Source organism: Anabaenopsis sp. FSS-46 (assembly GCF_029891665.1).
Classification (GTDB): Bacteria; Cyanobacteriota; Cyanobacteriia; order Cyanobacteriales; family Nostocaceae; genus Anabaenopsis; species Anabaenopsis arnoldii.
In genome coordinates this window covers 1-20,380 of record NZ_JANQDG010000067.1, presented here as the reverse complement: position 1 = coordinate 20,380, position 20,380 = coordinate 1, and the positions used below count along the sequence as shown (strand labels likewise).

Annotated in this window: 19 protein-coding genes and 1 pseudogene; 7 read left to right on the top strand and 13 right to left on the bottom strand. The window is 41.0% G+C overall.

The features are described 5' to 3' along the window. Positions 1 to 178 precede the first annotated feature (178 nt). From NWP21_RS07415 to NWP21_RS07405, 3 genes are all read left to right on the top strand, one after another. Positions 179 to 1,348 (top strand): glycosyltransferase family 4 protein, encoded by a 1,170-nt coding sequence (locus NWP21_RS07415; protein WP_280792191.1) that lies wholly within the window; start codon positions 179 to 181, stop codon positions 1,346 to 1,348. 92 nt (positions 1,349 to 1,440) lie between these two features. Then, positions 1,441 to 2,571: a glycosyltransferase gene (locus NWP21_RS07410; RefSeq protein WP_280792190.1), complete on the top strand. Its 1,131-nt coding sequence runs from the start codon at positions 1,441 to 1,443 to the stop codon at positions 2,569 to 2,571. Between the two features lie 174 nt (positions 2,572 to 2,745). Continuing rightward, entirely contained in the window at positions 2,746 to 3,897 is a 1,152-nt protein-coding gene (locus tag NWP21_RS07405) for a glycosyltransferase family 4 protein (protein WP_280792189.1), read from the top strand. A 35-nt stretch (positions 3,898 to 3,932) separates the two neighbouring features. On the opposite strand, the gene NWP21_RS07400 is transcribed toward NWP21_RS07405, so the two are convergent. Together NWP21_RS07400 and NWP21_RS07395 are read right to left on the bottom strand one after the other, a co-directional pair. Next, the gene (locus tag NWP21_RS07400; protein ID WP_280792188.1) at positions 3,933 to 4,196 is read right to left on the bottom strand and encodes a hypothetical protein; all 264 of its coding nucleotides are present in this window, start codon (positions 4,194 to 4,196) and stop codon (positions 3,933 to 3,935) included. Between the two features lie 245 nt (positions 4,197 to 4,441). Further along, positions 4,442 to 6,025: a mechanosensitive ion channel family protein gene (locus tag NWP21_RS07395; protein WP_280792261.1), complete on the bottom strand. Its 1,584-nt coding sequence runs from the start codon at positions 6,023 to 6,025 to the stop codon at positions 4,442 to 4,444. Between the two features lie 441 nt (positions 6,026 to 6,466). Here NWP21_RS07395 and ahcY point away from each other — a divergent pair, with 441 nt between their 5' ends. Further along, complete coding sequence (ahcY, locus tag NWP21_RS07390; RefSeq protein ID WP_280792187.1) at positions 6,467 to 7,744, top strand: adenosylhomocysteinase; 1,278 nt, start codon at positions 6,467 to 6,469, stop codon at positions 7,742 to 7,744. A gap of 126 nt (positions 7,745 to 7,870) precedes the next feature. On the opposite strand, the gene NWP21_RS07385 is transcribed toward ahcY, so the two are convergent. Continuing rightward, positions 7,871 to 8,407, bottom strand: a complete 537-nt coding sequence (locus tag NWP21_RS07385) for a DNA-binding protein (RefSeq protein ID WP_280792186.1) — start codon at positions 8,405 to 8,407, stop codon at positions 7,871 to 7,873. A gap of 379 nt (positions 8,408 to 8,786) precedes the next feature. On the opposite strand from NWP21_RS07385, the gene NWP21_RS07380 reads away from it, so the two are divergent. Together NWP21_RS07380 and NWP21_RS07375 are read left to right on the top strand one after the other, a co-directional pair. Beyond that, the gene (locus tag NWP21_RS07380; RefSeq protein ID WP_280792185.1) at positions 8,787 to 10,430 is read left to right on the top strand and encodes a protein kinase; all 1,644 of its coding nucleotides are present in this window, start codon (positions 8,787 to 8,789) and stop codon (positions 10,428 to 10,430) included. 2 nt (positions 10,431 to 10,432) lie between these two features. Further along, positions 10,433 to 11,182 (top strand): hypothetical protein, encoded by a 750-nt coding sequence (locus tag NWP21_RS07375; protein WP_280792184.1) that lies wholly within the window; start codon positions 10,433 to 10,435, stop codon positions 11,180 to 11,182. An 83-nt stretch (positions 11,183 to 11,265) separates the two neighbouring features. On the opposite strand, the gene NWP21_RS07370 is transcribed toward NWP21_RS07375, so the two are convergent. From NWP21_RS07370 to NWP21_RS07355, 4 genes are all read right to left on the bottom strand, one after another. Continuing rightward, the gene (locus NWP21_RS07370; RefSeq protein ID WP_280792183.1) at positions 11,266 to 11,727 is read right to left on the bottom strand and encodes a DUF29 domain-containing protein; all 462 of its coding nucleotides are present in this window, start codon (positions 11,725 to 11,727) and stop codon (positions 11,266 to 11,268) included. A gap of 341 nt (positions 11,728 to 12,068) precedes the next feature. Next, a complete protein-coding gene (locus NWP21_RS07365) occupies positions 12,069 to 12,587 on the bottom strand; it encodes a helix-turn-helix transcriptional regulator (protein ID WP_348519760.1) in 519 nt (172 codons plus the stop codon). A gap of 96 nt (positions 12,588 to 12,683) precedes the next feature. Next, positions 12,684 to 12,809 (bottom strand): DUF29 family protein, encoded by a 126-nt coding sequence (locus NWP21_RS07360; RefSeq protein ID WP_280792181.1) that lies wholly within the window; start codon positions 12,807 to 12,809, stop codon positions 12,684 to 12,686. Between the two features lie 404 nt (positions 12,810 to 13,213). Further along, positions 13,214 to 13,930, bottom strand: a complete 717-nt coding sequence (locus tag NWP21_RS07355) for a cyclase family protein (RefSeq protein ID WP_280792180.1) — start codon at positions 13,928 to 13,930, stop codon at positions 13,214 to 13,216. Positions 13,931 to 14,040: 110 nt separating this feature from the next. Here NWP21_RS07355 and trxA point away from each other — a divergent pair, with 110 nt between their 5' ends. Then, positions 14,041 to 14,367 (top strand): thioredoxin, encoded by a 327-nt coding sequence (gene trxA, locus NWP21_RS07350; protein WP_280792179.1) that lies wholly within the window; start codon positions 14,041 to 14,043, stop codon positions 14,365 to 14,367. 159 nt (positions 14,368 to 14,526) lie between these two features. Here the strand turns inward: trxA and NWP21_RS07345 are convergent, their stop codons facing one another. From NWP21_RS07345 to NWP21_RS07320, 6 genes and pseudogenes are all read right to left on the bottom strand, one after another. Next, on the bottom strand, positions 14,527 to 15,693 hold the full coding sequence (locus NWP21_RS07345) for a pyridoxal phosphate-dependent aminotransferase (RefSeq protein ID WP_280792178.1): 1,167 nt from the start codon (positions 15,691 to 15,693) through the stop codon (positions 14,527 to 14,529). Between the two features lie 23 nt (positions 15,694 to 15,716). Next, a pseudogene (locus NWP21_RS07340) lies at positions 15,717 to 15,914 on the bottom strand (hypothetical protein); the annotation flags it as partial. 470 nt (positions 15,915 to 16,384) lie between these two features. Beyond that, positions 16,385 to 16,687, bottom strand: coding sequence for a DUF1816 domain-containing protein (locus NWP21_RS07335; protein WP_271733802.1), 303 nt, complete (start codon positions 16,685 to 16,687; stop codon positions 16,385 to 16,387). A 250-nt stretch (positions 16,688 to 16,937) separates the two neighbouring features. Then, on the bottom strand, positions 16,938 to 17,906 hold the full coding sequence (rlmB, locus tag NWP21_RS07330) for a 23S rRNA (guanosine(2251)-2'-O)-methyltransferase RlmB (protein WP_271733800.1): 969 nt from the start codon (positions 17,904 to 17,906) through the stop codon (positions 16,938 to 16,940). 97 nt (positions 17,907 to 18,003) lie between these two features. After that, the gene (locus NWP21_RS07325) at positions 18,004 to 18,480 is read right to left on the bottom strand and encodes a ribonuclease III domain-containing protein (RefSeq protein ID WP_271733824.1); all 477 of its coding nucleotides are present in this window, start codon (positions 18,478 to 18,480) and stop codon (positions 18,004 to 18,006) included. Positions 18,481 to 19,434: 954 nt separating this feature from the next. Beyond that, positions 19,435 to 19,830: an STAS domain-containing protein gene (locus NWP21_RS07320; protein WP_280792176.1), complete on the bottom strand. Its 396-nt coding sequence runs from the start codon at positions 19,828 to 19,830 to the stop codon at positions 19,435 to 19,437. Between the last annotated feature and the right edge of the window lie 550 nt (positions 19,831 to 20,380).

Sequence of the window (20,380 nt, the reverse complement as noted above, 5' to 3'; positions counted from 1 at the left end):
CAGTTCAATTATGAAATATCTTATTTCATAACAAATAATCCCCATTCAAAAATGAATATTCATGCAAAAAACACATACTTAAAGACTCTATAGACTAGAGTAGGAAAATGACTGATTCTTTAGATAATAGCAGGAGGTAAGAATAGCATCCATCTAGATCATAGGAGCTAAGTAGTAGGTGGAAAGTAAAAAAGAAAAATCTCAAACAACACCTGCATCTATTATCACAGTGGGAACAGGCTGGTTTCCTCAAAAACCCGGCGGATTAGAAAGGTACATTTATGAACTGACTCATACATTAGCAGCCAATCAAGACAAAGTGGAACTGTGCGGAGTTGGTCTACCAGAATCTAAACTAAATTTACCCATAAAGTTGACTAACTTAGCCGATCCAAATCAGGGAATCTTGCAACGACTAGCAACTATTCGTAATAACTTCAAAACAACACGAGTTAGTCAACCGGATGCTGTTAATCTCCATTTTGCATTATATAGCTTTCCAATTTTGGATCTTTTACCCAAAGGCGTACCCATAACTTTTAACTTTCATGGACCATGGGCTTCTGAAAGTCAGGAGGAAACAGTTAGTAATAAATTCAGTTTTTTTGTGAAGCGATGGCTGATAGAACAAGCAACTTATAACCGTTGCGATCGCTTTATTGTTCTCAGTCAAGCATTTGCTAATATTCTACATAGAGAATATAAAGTTTCATGGAATAAAATTCATATTATACCCGGTGGTGTTAATATCGATAAATTCCAACCCAGCTTAGAGCAAAAAGCAGCCCGTCAACAGCTAGGCTGGTCAGAAAGTCGCCCCATTTTATTTACATCCCGGCGTTTAGTTCATCGCACAGGCGTAGATAAATTATTAGCCGCTATGGCGATTATTAGACCAAAAATACCTGATGTTTGGTTGGCGATCGCAGGTCGGGGTCATATGCAAGAATCTCTAACACAACAAGTTAAAGATTTAGGCTTAGAAAACCATGTCAAATTTTTAGGTTTTTTGCCAGACGAAAAGTTACCTGTAGCTTACCAAGCAGCTAACCTAACTGTTATACCTAGCCAATCTTTTGAAGGATTTGGATTAGCAATTGTGGAATCTTTAGCCTGTGGAACACCAGTTATGTGTACACCAGTGGGTGGTATGCCAGAAATTTTACAACCGTTTTCCCCAGAATTAATTACCACATCTCACACAGCTTCAGCTATTGCTGAAAAATTAGAAGAGATATTACTAGGACAAATATCAACCCCTTCGCGTGAGAGTTGTCTTCAGTATGCTGTCACTAACTTCAATTGGGAAAAAATCGCTCAACAAGTGCGTCAAATTATCTTGGCTTAAAAGCAACAAAAAAATAATAATTGCTGCTGCAAAATCCCTAATTCAAATCACTGTAACCAGAAATCCTTACATACTACACCCCAGAGCGCACCATGGTTGTGAATACTTTACTAGCTAATCAATACTACATCTACATCAAAAAAGGTCAAAAACCAATTCCTTGGGATATATACCAGACCAATCCACCAATTAAATTTAGCTTGGCTGACTATGTTTGTAAAGTATTTCAAGCCATAGAAGAAAATTCGACTCTAACTGGTCTAGTATTTTACGTCACCTGGGATGCAATGGATGAAATCCCCTCCTACGGTGAGAATGTGGTTGTTTTGATCATCGGAGACGAATGGTATCGTATACCAAAATATTTTCATAAAGTAAAAGCTGTATTTAAGTGTATAGGTACCCGCCCCATTTTAGGATGTAATCCTATACTTCAGCCTTCTTGGCTCAACTTACTGACATTAATTCAATTTATCAGAATTTTATTTGTTTGCTTACCCGGCTTAGTCAACTATCAATTTCAAAACTTCAAAAGTTGGTTCTTAGGTAAAGGTAAAATAACTCAAATTTATGATATTCCTCTAGGGTATAATAATTCTAAACATTTACCTATCAAGCCTCTCCAAGAACGTCTATATGATACTTACTTTTCTGGTAGTGTTGTCCACGTAAATTATCCGATATGGTGTTTTAAGCGTTGGTTAGGAACTCCCAAAAGTTTAGCACGGAAACTGATGATCTCAAACGTCATCAAATTCCAACGCCAAAACCAAAATTTTAGAGTTGAATTAGGGATTACCGCTGGCTTTCACGACCGAACTCGCGAAGATGAGCGCAGCTATAGTGAAATTATGATGGATACAAAAATATGTCTTGTTCCTAGAGGCACATCTTTTGAAACAACGCGCTTATTTGAAGGGATGAAATATGGTTGTGTCCTAGTCACAGAAGCTTTACCTTCTCGCTGGTATTTAGATGGAGCACCTGTAATTCAAATTAAAGATGGGCGCGAATGGTCAAAAGTCTTAAAACAACTATTACACAATCCACAACTTATGGAAGAAATGCACCAAAAATCACTAAATTGGTGGCATAATAAATGCTCAGAAACAGTTGTAGCAACATACATATTTGAACAGTTAAATGGTACGATAAAAGTCAATAATTTAGCTGTAGATGTAGTTTGCAGATCCAATTTCTCTATGTCTTTAAATCGGCCTTGAAATTCAAATCAGCCGGAGGTAGTATCGAGCATAAAGATCATAAATCTTGTGGGGTGGGCATCTTGCCCGCCCTTGTACCTACTCAGATGAAATGTGCTGTATTTATGTTCTATATCAACTCTAATTGCCGACACAGAAGAGCTTTAATAACTTTATCAATAATCAGATATTTCTATGAAAATTTTATTTTTAGACCAAAGTGGTAAACCTGGCGGTGCAGAACTTTGTCTAATAGATATTGCTAAACCCTATAAACAACAAGCCTTAGTCGGTTTGTTCGCAGATGGCCCTTTGACAAACTTACTTGAGCAGCATCATATCCCGGTAAAAGTTTTCGCCACTGAAACAATACCAGTTTATAAACAAAGCAATTTTCTACAAGCTTTGGCTAGTTTTAGACAACTTATACCACTGTTAGCTAAAGTGGTACAAACAGCAAGGAAATATGATCTCATCTACGCCAATACACAAAAAGCCTTAGTTATTGGCGCACTGGCTAGCTTTTTAGCCCGTCGTCCCTTGGTTTATCATTTACATGATATTCTTTCCTCAGAACATTTTAGCCGAACTAACCTGCGGATTGCTGTTACGTTAGCAAATCGTTTTGCCTCATTAGTAATTGCTAATTCCCAAGCTAGTCAAAGGGCATTTATCCAAGCAGGAGGAAACTCAAAACTGACGGCAATTGTTTATAATGGTTTTGAGTCTCAAAATTATCAAAGCTCTCCATCTGTAGTTAAAGAATTACGGCAACAGTTAGGACTAGAAGGAAAATTTATAGTTGGACACTTCAGCCGGCTTGCACCTTGGAAGGGTCAACATATTTTAATCGCCGCTTTGTCTCAATGTCCGCCAGAAGTGTCAGTAATTTTAGTTGGTGATGCTCTGTTTGGTGAACAAGATTATGTCCAAGAACTCCATGAACAAGTCACAAGGTTAGGACTAGAAAACCGGGTCAAATTCTTAGGATTTCGTGGGGATGTCCCCCAGCTAATGGGAGCGTGTCACTTGGTAGCACATACCTCCATAGCCCCAGAGCCTTTTGGGAGGGTGATTGTTGAGGCTATGTTATGCGGTAGGCCTGTGGTAGCTGCAAAAGCTGGGGGGGCGATGGAATTAATAGAACATGGCGTTAACGGTTTTCTGGTGACACCGGGTTTACCAGAGGAATTAGCACAGGTGATTAATACCTGTCTTCAAAAGACAGAAATCACTACCAGTATAGCCAGTTACTCCAGGGAGATGGCTTGTCAGCGTTTTGATATCAAAGCTATTAATCAGCAAATAGCTCAACTATTGTCCCACAGGGTGGGACAATCGGTATAAGTTTGTGTCGCTCCCGTAATTTTTACGTTATTTTACTACGCCACTTCTCGCATTTGTGAGGGGATGTTTATTTCTGGGAATGGTCGTGACAGTTGTTCGGATGGTGGCGCTACAGCTTGCTCTAAAACTTGCACTTCGATATTCACACTGACTAAATAACTACCAGTTTCATTACCAACAGCTTCAGCTATTAATTGAGCAATATCCGGACGTTTCGCCGTCAGTGGGTCACGTAAAGTACACCTGTCCCATTCGTGCCGGGCAGTCGGATCGAGGTTGAGAATATAATGCTTGATCATTGGACTAACCCTTAAATCCATCTTCCAGAAGTCTGTTGCAGCAAACCTTTGCTCTTTGTTAGGCAATATTCGCGCTGCAATCTATTATAGTACAAATGTTCTAATTTGTCTTCTATAAGTTTTAGTATAAAAAGTACTCTTAGCCACCGTTGAATTATTTAATTGCTCACTAATAAATCATATAGGTACAGAAGACACTGACTCCCCGACTTTTGCAAAGAGTCGGGGATCTGTGAATTACTTGATCACTCAGATTTGCCATTGATTTTTGAGTGCGGCAATTCACCTTGATTCAGCCAAATACCTTGTTGAGGTACAGGAATTGACAATCCAGCTTGATCAAAGGCGATTTTTAAGCGCCGACGAAACTCGCGCCCCACATCCCACTGTTTAAGTGGTAGTGTCTTGATCCACACACGAATCATTAAACCGCGATCGCCAAAGTTATCTATTCCTAGAACTTGAGGCATTTCCAGTATTTGAGGTTTCCAGAGAGGATCTTGATTCATCTGCGAGCCTACCTGTTTAATCAACTCCATGGCATCATCAATATTATTTTCATAGGCAACTGGAATAGTTAAATCGGCTCGTGACCAACGGCTAGAAAGATTAGCAACCACTTTAATTTCACTATTGGGAATCGTAATCAAACGCCCTTCGGCATCCCGTAGCTGGGTAACCCGCAGATTGAGATTTTCTACTAATCCTCCTACATCCCCCACAGCAATCACATCGCCCAAAGCATACTGGTCTTCAAAAATGATCAGAAAACCGTTAATCGCATCTTTAATTAAGCTTTGGGAAGCTAGAGACACAGCCACACCAATTAAACCCGCACCTGCTAGCAGGGGAACAATATCTATACCCAAGGACAGCAGAGATAGTAAGATGCCGACCACTAACCAAATTCCAGTGATAATGCTTTTAGTCACACCGGAAAATGTAGAAACTCGTAGTTCCATCCGTCTGGAAGCTTCTGTATTTAATAAAACACCAGTGCTGATCAAAGTCGAGGTCAACCGGTCAATCAGCGCATAGGTGAACCGGGTGGCGACATAAACTCCTACTATGATCACGACCAATGCTATAGGAATTTGAGCAGCTGTAATGATACCTACCTGAAATACTCTGGTATAAGGAAATAGACCCAATATGAACAGAAATCCACCAGACCAAATCCCGGTTTGAGTTAATTGAAACAGTCTGGTTTTAACTTCTTGAATATCTCGATCTTGCTGTTGATGTAGTTGGGTGGTTAGCTGTTGAGCATTATCTGCTATGGGTAGGATGGGGTGTTGCGAATGTTCTTTTAAACGGCGTTGAAGGTAATAGACTCCCCCACTCAACGCAATCATTAACACTCCCACCCCAACTGTAACCTTACCTTGATCGATTAAAATTTCAGTTGTGCGCTCTTTACCTGCTCGTTGCAAGGCTTTTTTTAACTCTTCGGTAATTTGAACTGCGGATACAGATGGTTCTTCTCTTCGTAGTCTGGCATCTTCCATTGTCACAGTCATCAGGTATTGACCATTGACATAAATTACTGGTGAGTTATTCAGTATCTCTGTCTCAATGTTAATATTTCGTTCAGAGGAACTTAGGTAATTTTGGCGGATTTGATTGAGATTTTGTTGTATATTCCGGGAACGCTCCGGAAAATTCGTTCTGGTTGCTGCTATTTGAAATACTGGGTAACCATCTAGATAAATCCAGCCAGACACAATTCTATTATCTGCATCACTACCGGTTGTACTGGGAGATTGTAGAAAAGGCAAAATGGGGAGTTGAGCGGAGGCTTTTGGTATAGAAACAACAGCGATCGCCATTGAACTGGCAATTGTCACTATCATACCTCTAGCTAAAATTCTTTTGGATGATACCCCCTGTCTAGGTGTGAGAGAGGCTGGATCAGATACCTTGTTACCTGATTTGTGCTTGGCAGCACTGCGGGTATTACTAAGGCGACCTTCGCCTAAAAGTGTCTGTTTATGCTCAAAATAACCAAAATTTGACCATAGGACTTGCTTGGCGATCGCCAAAATTTGAAAGCGCACTCAAATACCTCCCTAAAGTAACAGATGATCTTGATCCACTCCTCACAAAAATTAGGGATGAGGTTAACCTGAAAACCATGCAATGTCAACCTAGAACAAAGTACAATTAACAAGGTTGTTGGTGAATACAAGCCAAAATCATCAGCTGTACAATACCCTAGTAAGGTACGTGATTTTTACGTAACTTTTTTGATTTTTCTGAGGAAATTTTTAATGACTGCAACTTCTCCCCGACTAAAGCACGAGGTTAAAGACCTCGCCCTAGCTCCCTTGGGAAGACAGCGTATTGACTGGGCTGGGCGGGAAATGCCAGTATTAAAGCAGATACGCGATCGCTTTGAGCAAGAAAAGCCCTTTGCTGGTTTACGCCTTGTAGCTTGCGCCCACGTGACCACAGAAACAGCACATTTAGCGATCGCCCTCAAAGCGGGCGGTGCTGATGCAGTTTTAATCGCCAGTAACCCCTTATCAACTCAAGATGACGTAGCAGCTTGCTTAGTCACCGATTACGAAATTCCCGTATTTGCCATTAAAGGCGAAGACGCAGCGACCTATAACCGCCATGTGCAAATCGCCTTAGATCATCGCCCCAACATTATCATTGATGACGGTAGTGATGTGGTTGCCGATTTAGTGCAACACCGTCAACACCAAATTGGCGATTTAATTGGGACAACCGAAGAAACCACCACCGGAATCGTGCGGTTACGCGCCATGTTCAACGATGGCGTTCTTACGTTCCCCGCCATGAATGTTAACGACGCTGACACCAAGCACTTCTTCGATAATCGCTATGGTACAGGTCAATCAACCCTAGATGGTATTATCCGGGCGACAAATATCTTATTAGCTGGTAAAACTATCGTAGTTGCTGGTTATGGCTGGTGTGGTAAAGGTACTGCTTTACGGGCCCGTGGTTTAGGCGCTAACGTCATTGTTACCGAAATTGACCCCATCAAAGCCATTGAAGCGGTTATGGATGGTTTCCGGGTATTACCCATGTCCGAAGCAGCGCCCGAAGGCGATTTATTTATTACTGTCACCGGTAATAAACACGTGATTCGAGGCGAACATTTCGATATCATGAAAGATGGTGCGATCGTTTGTAACTCCGGTCACTTTGATATTGAAATTGACCTCAAATATTTAGCCGGTCAAGCCAAAGAAATTAAAACAGTCCGTCCCTTCACCGAACAGTACATACTCAACAGTGGTAAATCTGTAATTGTCTTAGGTGAAGGTCGTTTAGTTAACCTCGCTGCTGCGGAAGGACACCCCAGCGCCGTTATGGACATGAGTTTTGCTAACCAAGCCTTAGCTTGTGAATACCTGGTGAAGAATCAAGGTAAATTAGAGCCTGGGTTACACTCTATTCCTGTAGAAGTTGATCAAGAAATTGCTCGTTTGAAGTTGCAAGCTATGGGTATTTACATTGATAGCTTAACTCCTGGGCAAGTTGAGTATATCAATTCTTGGCAGTCTGGAACCTAATCTTAATTAACTAGTTGCTTTTTGGGGGATGGGCGTTTTGCTCCTCCCTTTTTTTCGCACCAAGGAAGAAAACAAGATATGAGTCACACATTGATACCTTGTTTATTAATTGACAAGCCTAAATATTTATTTTTTAGCACAAACAAGATCCTGAAATTTTCTGTGCGTGTCAGAGTCGAGCATTTCCAATTGTTTGACAAGATTTAAACTCTTAGTGGTTTTAGCAATTTCTACCAAAGATTCGTCGATTTGATAGTTCTTGTGTTCAATCAGCCAGGTAAGGATATCAAGGAGATACCAGACAGACTGCGACCCTCCGTAGATAGCAGGGGGAGGGTCTGAAATGCTTTTTGATAGTAAGTTTTGAATATTTTGTCGAGAGCATCCCAAAAGCTTCGCTACATCTGTCACACCAACAAAATTGGGTGAAGCATCGACAATCTCCGCTTGTGGAATAGCCTTTCTGACATTATTTATGGCGCTAGAAATTGCATCATAGGCCGATGGTGCTTCACGAATAAAATCAAGAGCGATAAAACCCTTTGTCCCAGTGCCAATAATAGCATCATCACAGCCCGATTCATAAAGGGCATCGACAAACATACCAGTATCAGTCATAGGATTTGGCAGTTTGAATTTCAGAGTAAATTCATATTCTCTCATTTAAGTATTACTCTCTCCTCAGAAGTAATCATTTCTTGAGTGAATTGTCAACTGACAACTTACTCCGTCCATTTTACAAAAAACCACAGCATAAAGCCCACGTGCCTCTAGACGGGGGAGTGTCAATTTATCAATAAAATGTATAAGTGTTTACACTCTATGCAAATGGGGATTAGAGACAAAGAAGATTGAGAAAGCCAAAAACAAGTAATGGATAAACGCCCCAATTGGGCAGAAAAATTTAATATAAGTAATTTTAATCACGGAATTTGGTTGAGCATTAATCAAATCATGGCAAAATAAATCAGTACTCAGTTGTCTAGGGCACGAATGTATCTGGCAAGGATTAAACTCTCTTATTACTGGGGTTGACTTCCACATGAGTTATTGTATCAATCCCCACTGTCCCAAACCCTTTGATCTAGCAAATGCTCATCATCGTATTTGCCGTAACTGTGGGTCAGAATTAATCCTGAAAAATCGCTATCGTGTAGTTAAACAACTAGGTCAAGGTGGTTTTGGTAACACTTTTGAAATTGATGACAGTGGGGAAACTAAAGTATTAAAGGTACTGACTGAAAATAACACCAAAGCTGTGGAACTGTTTCAACAAGAAGCTAAAGTTTTAACTCAGCTTCAGAGTGCAGGTATACCTAGAGTAGACCAGGATGGTTACTTTACTTTTTTCCCTAGAAATAGCCAAGTACCATTACACTGCTTAGTAATGGAGAAAATTTCAGGTGTTGATTTAGAGCAGTGGATGGATTCCCGTGATTATCAACCAATTACCCAAACTCAAGCTCTTGATTGGCTGAAGCAACTTGTCGAAATTCTGGCCTTAGTACATGGCTATCAATACTTTCACCGTGATATTAAGCCCCAAAATATCATGCTGCGACCCAGTGGGCAACTGGTTTTAATTGATTTTGGTGCTGTACGACAAATCACAACCACGATTTTAGAAGGAAATTCCCATACGAGAATTATTTCACAGGGCTATTCACCCCCAGAACAACAAAACGGTTATTCAGTACAACAGTCAGATTTTTTCGCACTGGGACGGACTTTTATATTTTTGCTCACCGGTAAACAACCCCAGGATCAGGCTATTTATGATCCTCTCAATAATGAGTTACATTGGCGAAAATATGCCGTTAATCTTTCTGTGCTGTTAGCAGATTTAATAGATCATTTAACGGCTCCAACTGCAAATCAGCGCCCTGAGAATACACAGGTAATTTTGCAGAGGTTGAAGGCAATTGAAAAAAGTCTAAATAAACCTCATACTTCCATAAACACCACTAAAAGTCAATCAAACCATAGTTCTTTACCCACTGTTTCCATTGGTCTGAGTAAATCGAATAACGCCACAGGTCAACTAACTCAAAACTGGGTAAAATATTGGCAATGGAGTATTGGTTTAGGTGTGGGATGTTTGGCTATTGCTACTTTCTTGAAACCTTATCATCAAAATACAGTTATACCTCAAGAAAAAATCCCTGGATTCAGTCCTAGTATTTCTAATACATCCCCAGTTATTCCCATTACTCAACCGACACCAAATACTCAACCCAAAATTACCCAAATTCCTGTAAATGTAACTGCATCTCAAGAAATAGAAATACAAAAACGTGCGGCTGCTTTAAAAGCTGAACAACAAATACAAGCCGCCATAGCAGCACAAAAAAAACTTGATGAGCAGAGGCGAGAAAAGGAACGTCAGGCGGCTAAATTAGCAGAACAGAAAAAGCGGGCTGCAATGGGAGAACAACAACCCCAAAAAGCAGTAATTCAACCAGAAAAAGCTAAACCAGGTTCTCAAAAAAGCCGACAAACAACAAATGTCCCCACTCCCAAAAAACCACAACTACCACCCCCACCACAAATAGAAAGGAGAAAACAGCAAAATGCTGGGTCTGGTCATCATCATCATGTAGTTGATGTGAATAAACCTTGGGAATCTACACATCCTATTCCCAGAGCTTCCGATAAATTAGAACAGGTCATAAGAGGAGGAAATTGATCGTGAAATTGACGGTAAAAACCTTAATTACTTTAGTGGTTGCTGGCTCGGCTTTATTATTAACACCCACCAAAAGTCACGCCCAAGTGAATATGACGACTTTGGCTGAGGTGGCAAAAAGTTGTCAGAAAGATGCGGTTTCTCGAAGGTATTATCAGCAAATGTTATTAAGGTTAAGTAGGGAGTCTTCGACTGGAAACGCATTTATTGAACTATGTATCAGGGAACGATATCATTTCTCCTTAGTTTTGGAGCAATTTCCTGGGCTGAGTTCCGGGGGAGAAATCATACGTGGGTATCCTGGGTCTGTAGTTGTTGGGCTACTGGCGGCGCGCTATAAGTACGGACTGAGGGGTTTATTAGACTGTTTGATTTCTGAGGATGCTTCTAGTGATGTATGCTCCTCAACTAGGTATACTATCGCTGCAGGCGTGAAATTGCGTTGTTGTTCGGACACTTCGTGGGACTTCGATTACCTAATTTATGTTTGTCCCTCTTGTGTGGTAGCCCATGATGAAGTATCAGGTTCACAAACAGTGATTTTAAGAGCCTTTATGAAATGGTTTCTCACCCTTGACAAATCAGAAAGAAGACAAGTGATGTCCCTTTTAGGAGATGAAGATAATGCTAGAAACCTGCGTCGCAATCTATCGCAACAATCCAACGCAGCAATCGCAGAATACAGGGAAGCACGTGCAAGAGTTGAGCAACAGGAACGGGAGAGACGTAGACAAGAATTACTGGGTCTGTAGGTGCTGTTAACAAAATGATCTAGGGTGGGTTAGGGAAGCCCTAATCTACCCGGTAATTAAATGTGGGATATATCACGCGCCAGTTATTCCGGTAAGAAGTTTTGATGTAAACATTGTGCGGTGGTGAATGGAAATTCTAGAGGAAAGGTATCAAGGGGTAAACTTGTTTCTAGGGCTGCTTGTTGACGTGCATCTTGATAACATTCTCCCAAGATTTCCCCAAGATATTTTTTCAAGCTTGGACTATCTTGCAAATTTTTATTTAATCTCCGCCGATGCTCATATATAGTAGATAACCAACTATTAGTGCGTTTCTCCGGCTGGTATTTATATTTGAGTAGGTGGATTAATAAAACAATTAAATTACTCTCTAAGGCTCTTTTTTCACTTTTCCCCATACATTCAATTTCTTCAATTAAATTGGCTAAGTCAACTTCGGCAAAGTTTCCCGCTTTTAATTGTTCCGCCGTCATCTGTAGCCATAGATAAAAATCTTGGTCGTAAAGTTGAGAGTTTATCGAAGCTTTCGTTTGAGGTGCTGTCATGTAATTCTTTCAACCTGTCAAATTTTTACCAAGTAATAGTAATATTTTAGCAATTCTATAAAGACGCACTAAAAGATAAATATTACGGATTGCTGAAGGAAGTTAGGAGGAATCTCCGATGGTCTAAGAGGATATTTGATAAGTTTTATCAGGTGATTTTAGACACTTATTGATCCCCCCTAACCCCCCTTAAAAAGGGGGGAAATAGAGTCAAAGTCCCTCTTCTCAAGGGGGATTTAGGGGGATCTAAAAATATTAGATACACTAATCATGACTTGACAAACATCCTCTAAGTCCCCATCATATAATTTTGAACTTATTAATTAAAATGTCAACCATACTTATGAGGCTTTAGTTTTAATATTCATTTTTTCTTTGCGCCATTTATCCACGCTTTTTTTAACTGCTTCTATTTCCGCAAAATCTACTTGCACAGTTGCCGTTTCAAATTCGACACCCAAAGCGGTGCTGACTTCGAGAATTTCTACAAAACTGGCACATTGATAATCTGTATCCTCATATTCCTTGACTCTTTGTTCAGCAATTCCTAATCTATCAGCAAGTTCTCGCTGAGTAATTTTGGCTGCTAACCGAACTTTAATTAAAGCATCTGGCAGTTTATTTAAAGAATCGACTTGAATTTTTAAAGGTTTACTGGTGTCCCAATTAATCAGTCTTTCGTATTCGGTGATTTCTGACTTTAACTCGTCAACTTGACTCTGATATGAATCTCTGTGAAGTTTCCACCTTTTTGGTTCTGCCTTCAATTGTTCATTGTTATCCAATTCCGCTATAGACTGTTCAAAGCGTTGCAACCAAGCTAAGGAATTTTGATACTGTTGCTCATTTTTGATCATCATGGTTTCCACCTTTGTAAATCTATAGCAATAATTCCTTTGCGCGTATTCGTCCTGGTATCAAATTGAAAAAAATCTATGTAGGCTGTACCGGAATCATTAGCTGGATAATTTGACGGAAAAATTTCCCGCTTTTAATTGTTCCGCCGTCATCTGTAGCCATAGATAAAAATCTTGGTCGTAAAGTTGAGAGTTTGTCGAGACTTTCGGTTGAGGTGCTGTCATGTAATTTTTTCAACCTGTCAAATTTTTACCAAGTAATAGTAATATTTTAGCAATTCTATAACGACCCACTAAAAGATAAATATTACGGATTGCTGAAGGAAGTCAGGAGGAATCTCCGATGCTCTAGGTCCTCAAGGCGATCGCTCTAGCTATGTGAGAAAATATGACCCAGGAAAGCCAACATCTTCAGAAATCACAAATAAACCCAGTGTTTCACCCAGGTAATGCATGGGGAAAACACGGTTATTTGGCAATTTGGCACACATACCGGTTTTCAAAGTGGTATCTTTTGATTGTGCAAGGGGTGTAGCAGGAGTGGTCGAGATTAATCAATCTGGACTGCTCCTGCAATTTTATGTACAGGTTCTAAATTATGACCATCCAGGTCATAGAAGTAAAAACCACTAAGGTACTAAAGCTAGCACCCCCACAGGAGAACCCGAACCATCCCGCAACCTCAACACACCAATCATTAAAGTAGTACCCTTTGGTGGTAAGTGCTGTAAATTGGTGAGATTTTCCAAAATAATCCTCTGCTGTGCCAATACCAGACGGTTAATATTAAAACTGTGATCTTGTCCAGGGTCTACCCCATGGGTATCCGTTCCTAAACCAGCAATTTGTCTTTGTTCTAACAGAAACTCAGTTGCATCATAGCTAAAACCGGGAAAGTGCATATTTCCTTGAGGATCTTGGTTAAAAAATTGCTTTTTATCTAACCATTTATTTTCCCAGCCAGTATGAAGCAATACTAAACTACTGGGAGGAATTTCACCATTTTTTTTCTCCCAAGCCAAAACATCAGCAACAGTCAAGGCGTAGTCAGGATTTAACTTTGCATCTGCGCAGATGTGGATAACTACCGCAGGTAACACTAGGGACTCAGGTGGGTATTGGTCAATTCCCGCACTATGAGGATAAAAACTTTTGGGTGCATTAATGTGAGTAGCACTGTGTTCTCCTATGGTCAACCGTCGTAGGTAATAGCCATCCTCTGGGATGTTGGCGACGGTGGTAAATTCCACTGGGGGATCACCTGGCCATTGGGGAATATCTATATCAATTATATGACTTAGATGTATGACCTGTGAGTAAGTTATAGTCTTTTGATTTTGTTTCATATATGAAAATGGGAAGCCAGTCATAGATGATGGTTTCTTAACTTGCAACAAAGTAGTATAGTCTTGAAAGTTAGGTTTTTACTCTAAGTTTTAATAGGAGACTTTAATTAATGTCCACTGATACAGTTGCTTATGTTGAAGGTAGTGAATTTGATACTCTTTTAAGTACTGAAAAAGTTGTTGTTGTTGATTTCACTGCTACTTGGTGCGGTCCTTGTCGTATTATCGCTCCCTTAATGGAACAACTCGCTGAAGAATATCAGGGTCGCCTTCAGGTGGTGAAGGTAGATGTTGACAATAACAAGCCAATTTTCAAAAGGTTTGGTCTGCGTAGCATTCCAGCAGTTTTAATGTTCAAGGATGGTGAGTTAGCAGAAACTATTGTGGGAGTTTCCCCTTATGAAGAGTTTACTGCTGCTGTTAACAAGTTGCTTTAGCTGGTTCAGTGTAGGTAGTTTACTGGTAAGTTATAAGACTTAAACTTAATTGATTTGAGGTAGCGCCAGTATTTAAAATAGCCTAAATTATATGTCACTTTTTGACCTTACTCCCGCCAAACTTGTGAGGTAGACTTAGGAGTAAGGTTATACCGTTGATTAAACCAGGGAACTCACAAATTTCTCCAACCTGTCCATTCCTTTTTGAATCGTGTCCATATCAGTGGCGTAGGACAAACGAATGTTTTGATCAGCACCAAAGGCAATACCTGGAATGACAGCTACTTGCTGTGTTTCTAACAGGGCGTTACAAAATTCCAGGGAGTTAAGACCTGTTTTACTGATATCGGGAAACAAGTAAAAAGCACCATCTGGTTTACTACAACTCAATCCCGGAATGGCGTTGAGTCTATCCAACATTACCTGTCGCCGCTGGGCGAATGCTTGGCGCATTGATTCTACACAGTCTTGAGAGTTTTCTAAAGCTGCGATCGCTCCATATTGAGCAAAAGTACACACATTAGATGTACTATGTCCCTGAATAGAAATAGCAGATCGAATAATCTCCACAGGTCCTGCTAAATAACCCAGTCGCCAACCAGTCATAGAATAAGCTTTAGCAAACCCGTTACTAATCAAGGTGCGCTCAAAGATTTTTTCCCCTAGGGAACCAATGCTGATATGTTCTGCGCCATCGTAGAGAATCTTTTCGTAAATCTCATCAGACACTACATAAATATCTGCATCCACTATCACTTGGGCCAGTGCTTTAATCTCATCTGGGGTGTAGACCATCCCAGTAGGATTAGATGGAGAGTTAAGAATAAATAACTTAGTCTTGGGTGTAATTGCTTGACGTAGTTGTTCAGGGGTAACTTTATAATCCGTCGTCGCATCTGTGGTGAGAATTACTGACTTCCCACCAGTCAAGGTTACCATTTCTGGATAACTTAGCCAATAGGGGGCACCGAATATTACCTCATCCCCCGGATTAATCAGGGCTAACATCAGGTTAAATAAAGAATGTTTACCACCGTTGGTGACAATCACATTCTCCGACTGATAATTGAGACCGTTGTCGGTTTTCAGCTTCTGGGCGATCGCTTCCCTTAACTTTGGTTCTCCAGCTGCTGGGCCATACTTGGTTTTACCTGAATCCAAGGCTTTGGCTGCTGCGGCTTTGATGTGGGCCGGAGTGTCAAAATCTGGTTCACCAGCGCTGAAACTACAAACGTCTATTCCTTCAGCCTTCATGGCCTTAGCTTTAGCTGCGATCGCTAAGGTCAAAGAAGGGGTCACCTTACTTACTCGTTCTGCCAGCTTCATGCTTAATTTATTTGGCAATTCTCTCACTTATCTAAGGATATCTTAGAATAATTACCAAGAGTTATCTTTTTATAATTCCTCAGCAAGTCGCATCTGGGGACAAGTAAACACCCACTAATGGCGTGAAACACTTTCACACCTTCCCCAAAGATCCCCTGGAAGGTTTTCCGACCGGAAATTAAACCAGTATCGCCGGTCTGCTGATTAATCACCCCTGTGCGATCGCGATTCGCTATTATTCTCATGAAAAAACCACAGATAAACTTAGATGTATTCCTCATGGGAAGGTATTCCATCTTTGACAATGGCTCTACAACTACGTTTATCTGTGATTACAAGTAATAATTAGGATTCTTGCCATAATTCTATTTTAGATTTTTCACCATGCAAGTCATATACCGAAAGACACAAATCCCGGCGTTGTCGAATCCGAATCTGCTATATCAAACCTAGACAAAACTAGACTATCACTATCATTGCTTGGTTTGCCCGTCGGCAATGGTCTTAATTCAATAGTTCATATCTGACGATTATATATCAGGTAGTTGATTTTTTAACTCAAGAGAAATTAACTTTTGTCTATATAAGTATAGGTTTGTTTATAAAATTGTCAGCTTAGGAATAGCTCAAATACCAAAAGCATAGTTCCCAGAGGAACCGACTGAGAACCATGATAGCCCTTGAATTTTGATTATATCTGACCGCTAAAGACAGGCTTTACTTTGCGGTCAATCCTTTCCCCCAAGTCTTCAGCAATTGTTAAAGTACCGGGTTTACACCGCTTGACATTCACAAGTATTCCTTGTGCCCCTTCAACCTCCAAATCTTCTACATAGCCCTTGATTGCCACTTTAGCATCAGCAGAATTCAAAAATGGACCGAAGTAGTAGGTACACCGGGGATTTTGCGTCACAATTTCCACCCACCAGGCTAGACCCATGTTGTGGAACTGATTAGTTAATGATTCCTTCAGGTTATTCCAAATTGTTTGCATAGTTGTAGCCGATTTATCAATGTGGTACTGAATATTAAAGGAAAGGATATGGTACTGATCTTGCTTTTACATTATGTTAATATTCTACATATATTGTAGTAAAAGTCCAGATGAAGAGAAGCTATTTGTGACTCTATGAACACCTCACTCTCTCATCAACCTGGGTTTGAATCAGTCCCATCTATTTTCGTTATCACCTGGCTTTTATCGCATCTAGCATTCCTATGGGTGGAAACTTACCCCTATTTTTTTAAAGGGGTTTTTGTAATTTATCTAGGTACAAAGTGTTTAATGACCTTTGGCGATAGATTTCGTAAAGCGCCATACCAGCGGCTACTGAGGCGTTGAGACTAGGGGTTTTGCCTAAAAGGGGTATTGAAACCAAGACATCGCAGGAGCGCTGCGTGAGCATACTCAGCCCTTCGCCTTCCGAACCAATAACTAAAACGATAGGTCCAGTAAATTTAACTGTATGCAGGGGTTCACTGGCTGTGCTAGCAGTACCATAAATCCAAAATCCCGCCTCTTTTAATTCTTCTAAGGCACGACTGAGATTAACTACTCTAGCTACAGAAAAGTTTTCTAAAGCACCTGCGGCCACTTTGACCACAGTAGAAGTAATTCCTGATGCCCTTCTTTGAGGGATCACCAAACCCTGAGCGCCTATGGCTTCGGCTGTGCGAATAATTGCTCCCAAATTATGGGGGTCAGTAATTCCCTCAGCCACAACAATTACAGGATCCGTTACAGATTTCGCTTGTGCAATTAAATCAGGTAACTCAATATATGCGTGGGGGGCTACTTGCGCCGCAATACCTTGGTGATTGGCCTGATCGGTGATTTGGTCTAAGCGTCTTGGCTCTACTTCATCAATGACTGTGCCATTTTCCTTCGCTTGTAAGAGCAAATGATGAAAGCGGTGGTCGTAACGTAAACGAGTAGTAATCCAGATGCGGTTCAGTCCCCGTTCACTTTCCAAAGCAGTCAAAACTGGATGGCGACCGTAGATGAGATCACTATTTTCTGGCGATTGTGCTACTGGGGATGAGTGGGTATTAATGGGATGTTGGCTTGTGCTTCTGGAGACAGGTTTTTTATCCCTGTCACTGAGGCGGGGACTGCGCACCGAACTAGTAATAACACGCTTCCCCTTTAATTTTATAGGTTTGATGCGATTCGCTTCGCTAGGAGTCTGGACTTTCCTGGGTTTGTTAGCCATATAAGTTTTGGGTATAGTTTATGAGTGGGAGATTGGGGTTCTTTGAATTTAGTCAACCCCAAGTGCTGACTTTCCTATCTTGAGACTGAGTCGCTCACTATTTCTCTAGATGGAGTTTTTGCAACAATTCGGTTAAGCGGGGGAAATCCGTAAGATAAAGGTAGCCAATTAAAGTTTCTAAACTTGTTGCTTGTTGATAAATTTGGGGTTCAACCCGCTTAGTCCGTCCTGAAGCAGCATTACGGCCTCGACGGACGATTTCTAATTCGGCTGGACTCAGATGCGGAGTCAGCGATCGCAAATGTAGCGCTTGTGTTTCAGCTCTTACCTGTGCTACCACCAAACAGTGGTAGGTTTTGGTCTGTTGCACTGGCAACAGATAGAACATCCTAACATACAATTCATAAATTGCATCACCTATATAGGCCAAGGCCAAAGGCGACATTTGTTGTATTTGTGACTGAGAAAGCACAGGTAGTGTCCCGGTGGTAGCCAACAGTGCTTGATGCCAAGACGAACTGGGCGGGGGGGGTTCATTTTTCCCTTCTAATAGCTCTTGTCCCTGTGATGTCACAAATTCATCATTCCTCAACGGGCTATAGTTAGCAGGCATCTTCAACAGAGCTTTCATAGATTGATGACTTCTGAAGCCAGCCATGTTGGTACACCGAACATAAAAGAGACTGTCAAATATTACCGACTAATTGTAACCTTTTTGATCCACACTTGATTTTGAGTATTAATGTATTTTATCAAACTATTGGGATATTATAGGCATCTCAAAGTGACAATACCAGCCGTCATGTCTTCCAAGGTTGACACCCAGTGACATACTCCCCTAACTGAATTTCTTTGAGAAATTGAGTGTAGGCTTCTCACCCAATCCAGCTATTGCTATGGCTAGGCCTCCCATAGACTGGGTGGCGATGGGCTTTGTTTTAAGTGCACTTAATGCCCTATTGCCGACTGTAAATTTCTTACCTTCCTACAAATTTCACTGCCCACCGATGATATGCTGGCTTCTTCGCGAGCTGATGACCCACCCGGATACGACTTATATTAATCAAGATGTGCCTACTGACTTCTACTCTGTGGAATACAGTCGCTTACCAATAATCGCAATGCTAGTGGACAGAGGCTGTTCAGACACCGATGGGGGTGAGGTCTACCCGACTTATTCTATCAAATTTATGGGCGCAAACAAAATATTTTGCTCATTTCCTCCATATCCTGTGATCTGGCTTCCGGCATTAGTTCACAGGGGTGTCGTCAACTCCTGTGTAACTGAGTGCGATCGCCTTCCTGACGGTAGCCCAGAGCCTTCTTGCTGTTTTAGCTAATTGTTAAACCTCTCTCACCAGGAGAGAGGTTATGTTTGAGCTTCGGTAAATTACCCACACTCTCCTGTAGATAAGTGTAGGCTGCCGGTTTCATCGACAGACACCTTTCTAGCTTGGGATTTTTCGGTCTTACTCCGCATCAAATCGACGATATCGGCATTTCCCCGGCCTCTATAAAGCGATCAAGATTACTTGATGTTTTCTAAAGCCGTATCAACTGAAGTTTGCAGGGCTAGAAACTTTTCTAAGCGAACCAGCTTGACCGTTTGAGTTACTCGGGCATTTGTGACAATTTGCAAAGTACCGCCGGCGGTTTGAGCTTGTTTAGCCAGTTGCACCAGAGCGCCCAAACCGGAGCTATCAACAAAGTCAATTTGTGAGAGATCCAGAATAATGTGCTTTGGACCATCATCAATTTTATTGCCCAGTACCTTGCGAAACGTCGGCTCAGAAAATGCGTCTAACAAACCTGTGAGGCGGAATAGCTGACAGTTATCCCGGACTTCGCGAGTGCCTCTCAGGCTCACGGTTAGATTCAGTGATTCAGCAATAATTCCCTCCTCATGGTTAAAGTGAACGCTCAAGTATAGATGGTTTTAGCGCAAGTTGTCTACAACTTGTCCAGATAGGGGAAGTCAGGGGATGAGTAGATACTCCATTAATAACTTCTGTGGTTATTCTGCTCTACTAAACTTCCTCAAACTCACCTAAAAGTCCGAAATCATCTTCCTGCTTCACTTTAAGAGCGAAGGCGCTGACTTAATCCACAGGCTTTAGGATTGGACCGAGCTAGCCATACCCGGAAATTTTCATAGTTCCAGGGGTGGTTATTACCTCTGCGCGATTTTAAATTCATTAATCGCCCTTGTCAAGGCATTTTACCGCTCAATTTTGAGTAAATTTGGGCATATTTGAGGATAAGTCTGGTGAGAGTGGTCAACCCCTTGTACCTGCTATATAAAACCTAGACAAATCTAGACTTTACTTTCTACTTCAACGGGAGCATGGGAGCGGTTATCCCTTGGTAGACTTGTACGCCTTAGCCAGACGCGATATTTCTCTTAAGATTTACAAGAAAGACTACCGCTATCATTGCTTGGTTTTCGCGTTGGCAATAGTCTTAATTCAATACTT

Coding starts and splice junctions, on each gene's coding strand:
- NWP21_RS07410 (WP_280792190.1), top strand. CDS start 1,441: ATGGTTGTGAATACTTTACTAGCTAATCAATACTACATCTACATCAAA.
- NWP21_RS07405 (WP_280792189.1), top strand. CDS start 2,746: ATGAAAATTTTATTTTTAGACCAAAGTGGTAAACCTGGCGGTGCAGAA.
- NWP21_RS07400 (WP_280792188.1), bottom strand. CDS start 4,196: ATGATCAAGCATTATATTCTCAACCTCGATCCGACTGCCCGGCACGAA.
- NWP21_RS07395 (WP_280792261.1), bottom strand. CDS start 6,025: ATGGCGATCGCTGTTGTTTCTATACCAAAAGCCTCCGCTCAACTCCCC.
- ahcY (WP_280792187.1), top strand. CDS start 6,467: ATGACTGCAACTTCTCCCCGACTAAAGCACGAGGTTAAAGACCTCGCC.
- NWP21_RS07385 (WP_280792186.1), bottom strand. CDS start 8,407: ATGAGAGAATATGAATTTACTCTGAAATTCAAACTGCCAAATCCTATG.
- NWP21_RS07380 (WP_280792185.1), top strand. CDS start 8,787: ATGAGTTATTGTATCAATCCCCACTGTCCCAAACCCTTTGATCTAGCA.
- NWP21_RS07370 (WP_280792183.1), bottom strand. CDS start 11,727: ATGACAGCACCTCAAACGAAAGCTTCGATAAACTCTCAACTTTACGAC.
- NWP21_RS07365 (WP_348519760.1), bottom strand. CDS start 12,587: ATGATGATCAAAAATGAGCAACAGTATCAAAATTCCTTAGCTTGGTTG.
- NWP21_RS07360 (WP_280792181.1), bottom strand. CDS start 12,809: ATGACAGCACCTCAACCGAAAGTCTCGACAAACTCTCAACTTTACGAC.
- NWP21_RS07355 (WP_280792180.1), bottom strand. CDS start 13,930: ATGAAACAAAATCAAAAGACTATAACTTACTCACAGGTCATACATCTA.
- trxA (WP_280792179.1), top strand. CDS start 14,041: ATGTCCACTGATACAGTTGCTTATGTTGAAGGTAGTGAATTTGATACT.
- NWP21_RS07345 (WP_280792178.1), bottom strand. CDS start 15,693: ATGAAGCTGGCAGAACGAGTAAGTAAGGTGACCCCTTCTTTGACCTTA.
- NWP21_RS07335 (WP_271733802.1), bottom strand. CDS start 16,687: ATGCAAACAATTTGGAATAACCTGAAGGAATCATTAACTAATCAGTTC.
- rlmB (WP_271733800.1), bottom strand. CDS start 17,906: ATGGCTAACAAACCCAGGAAAGTCCAGACTCCTAGCGAAGCGAATCGC.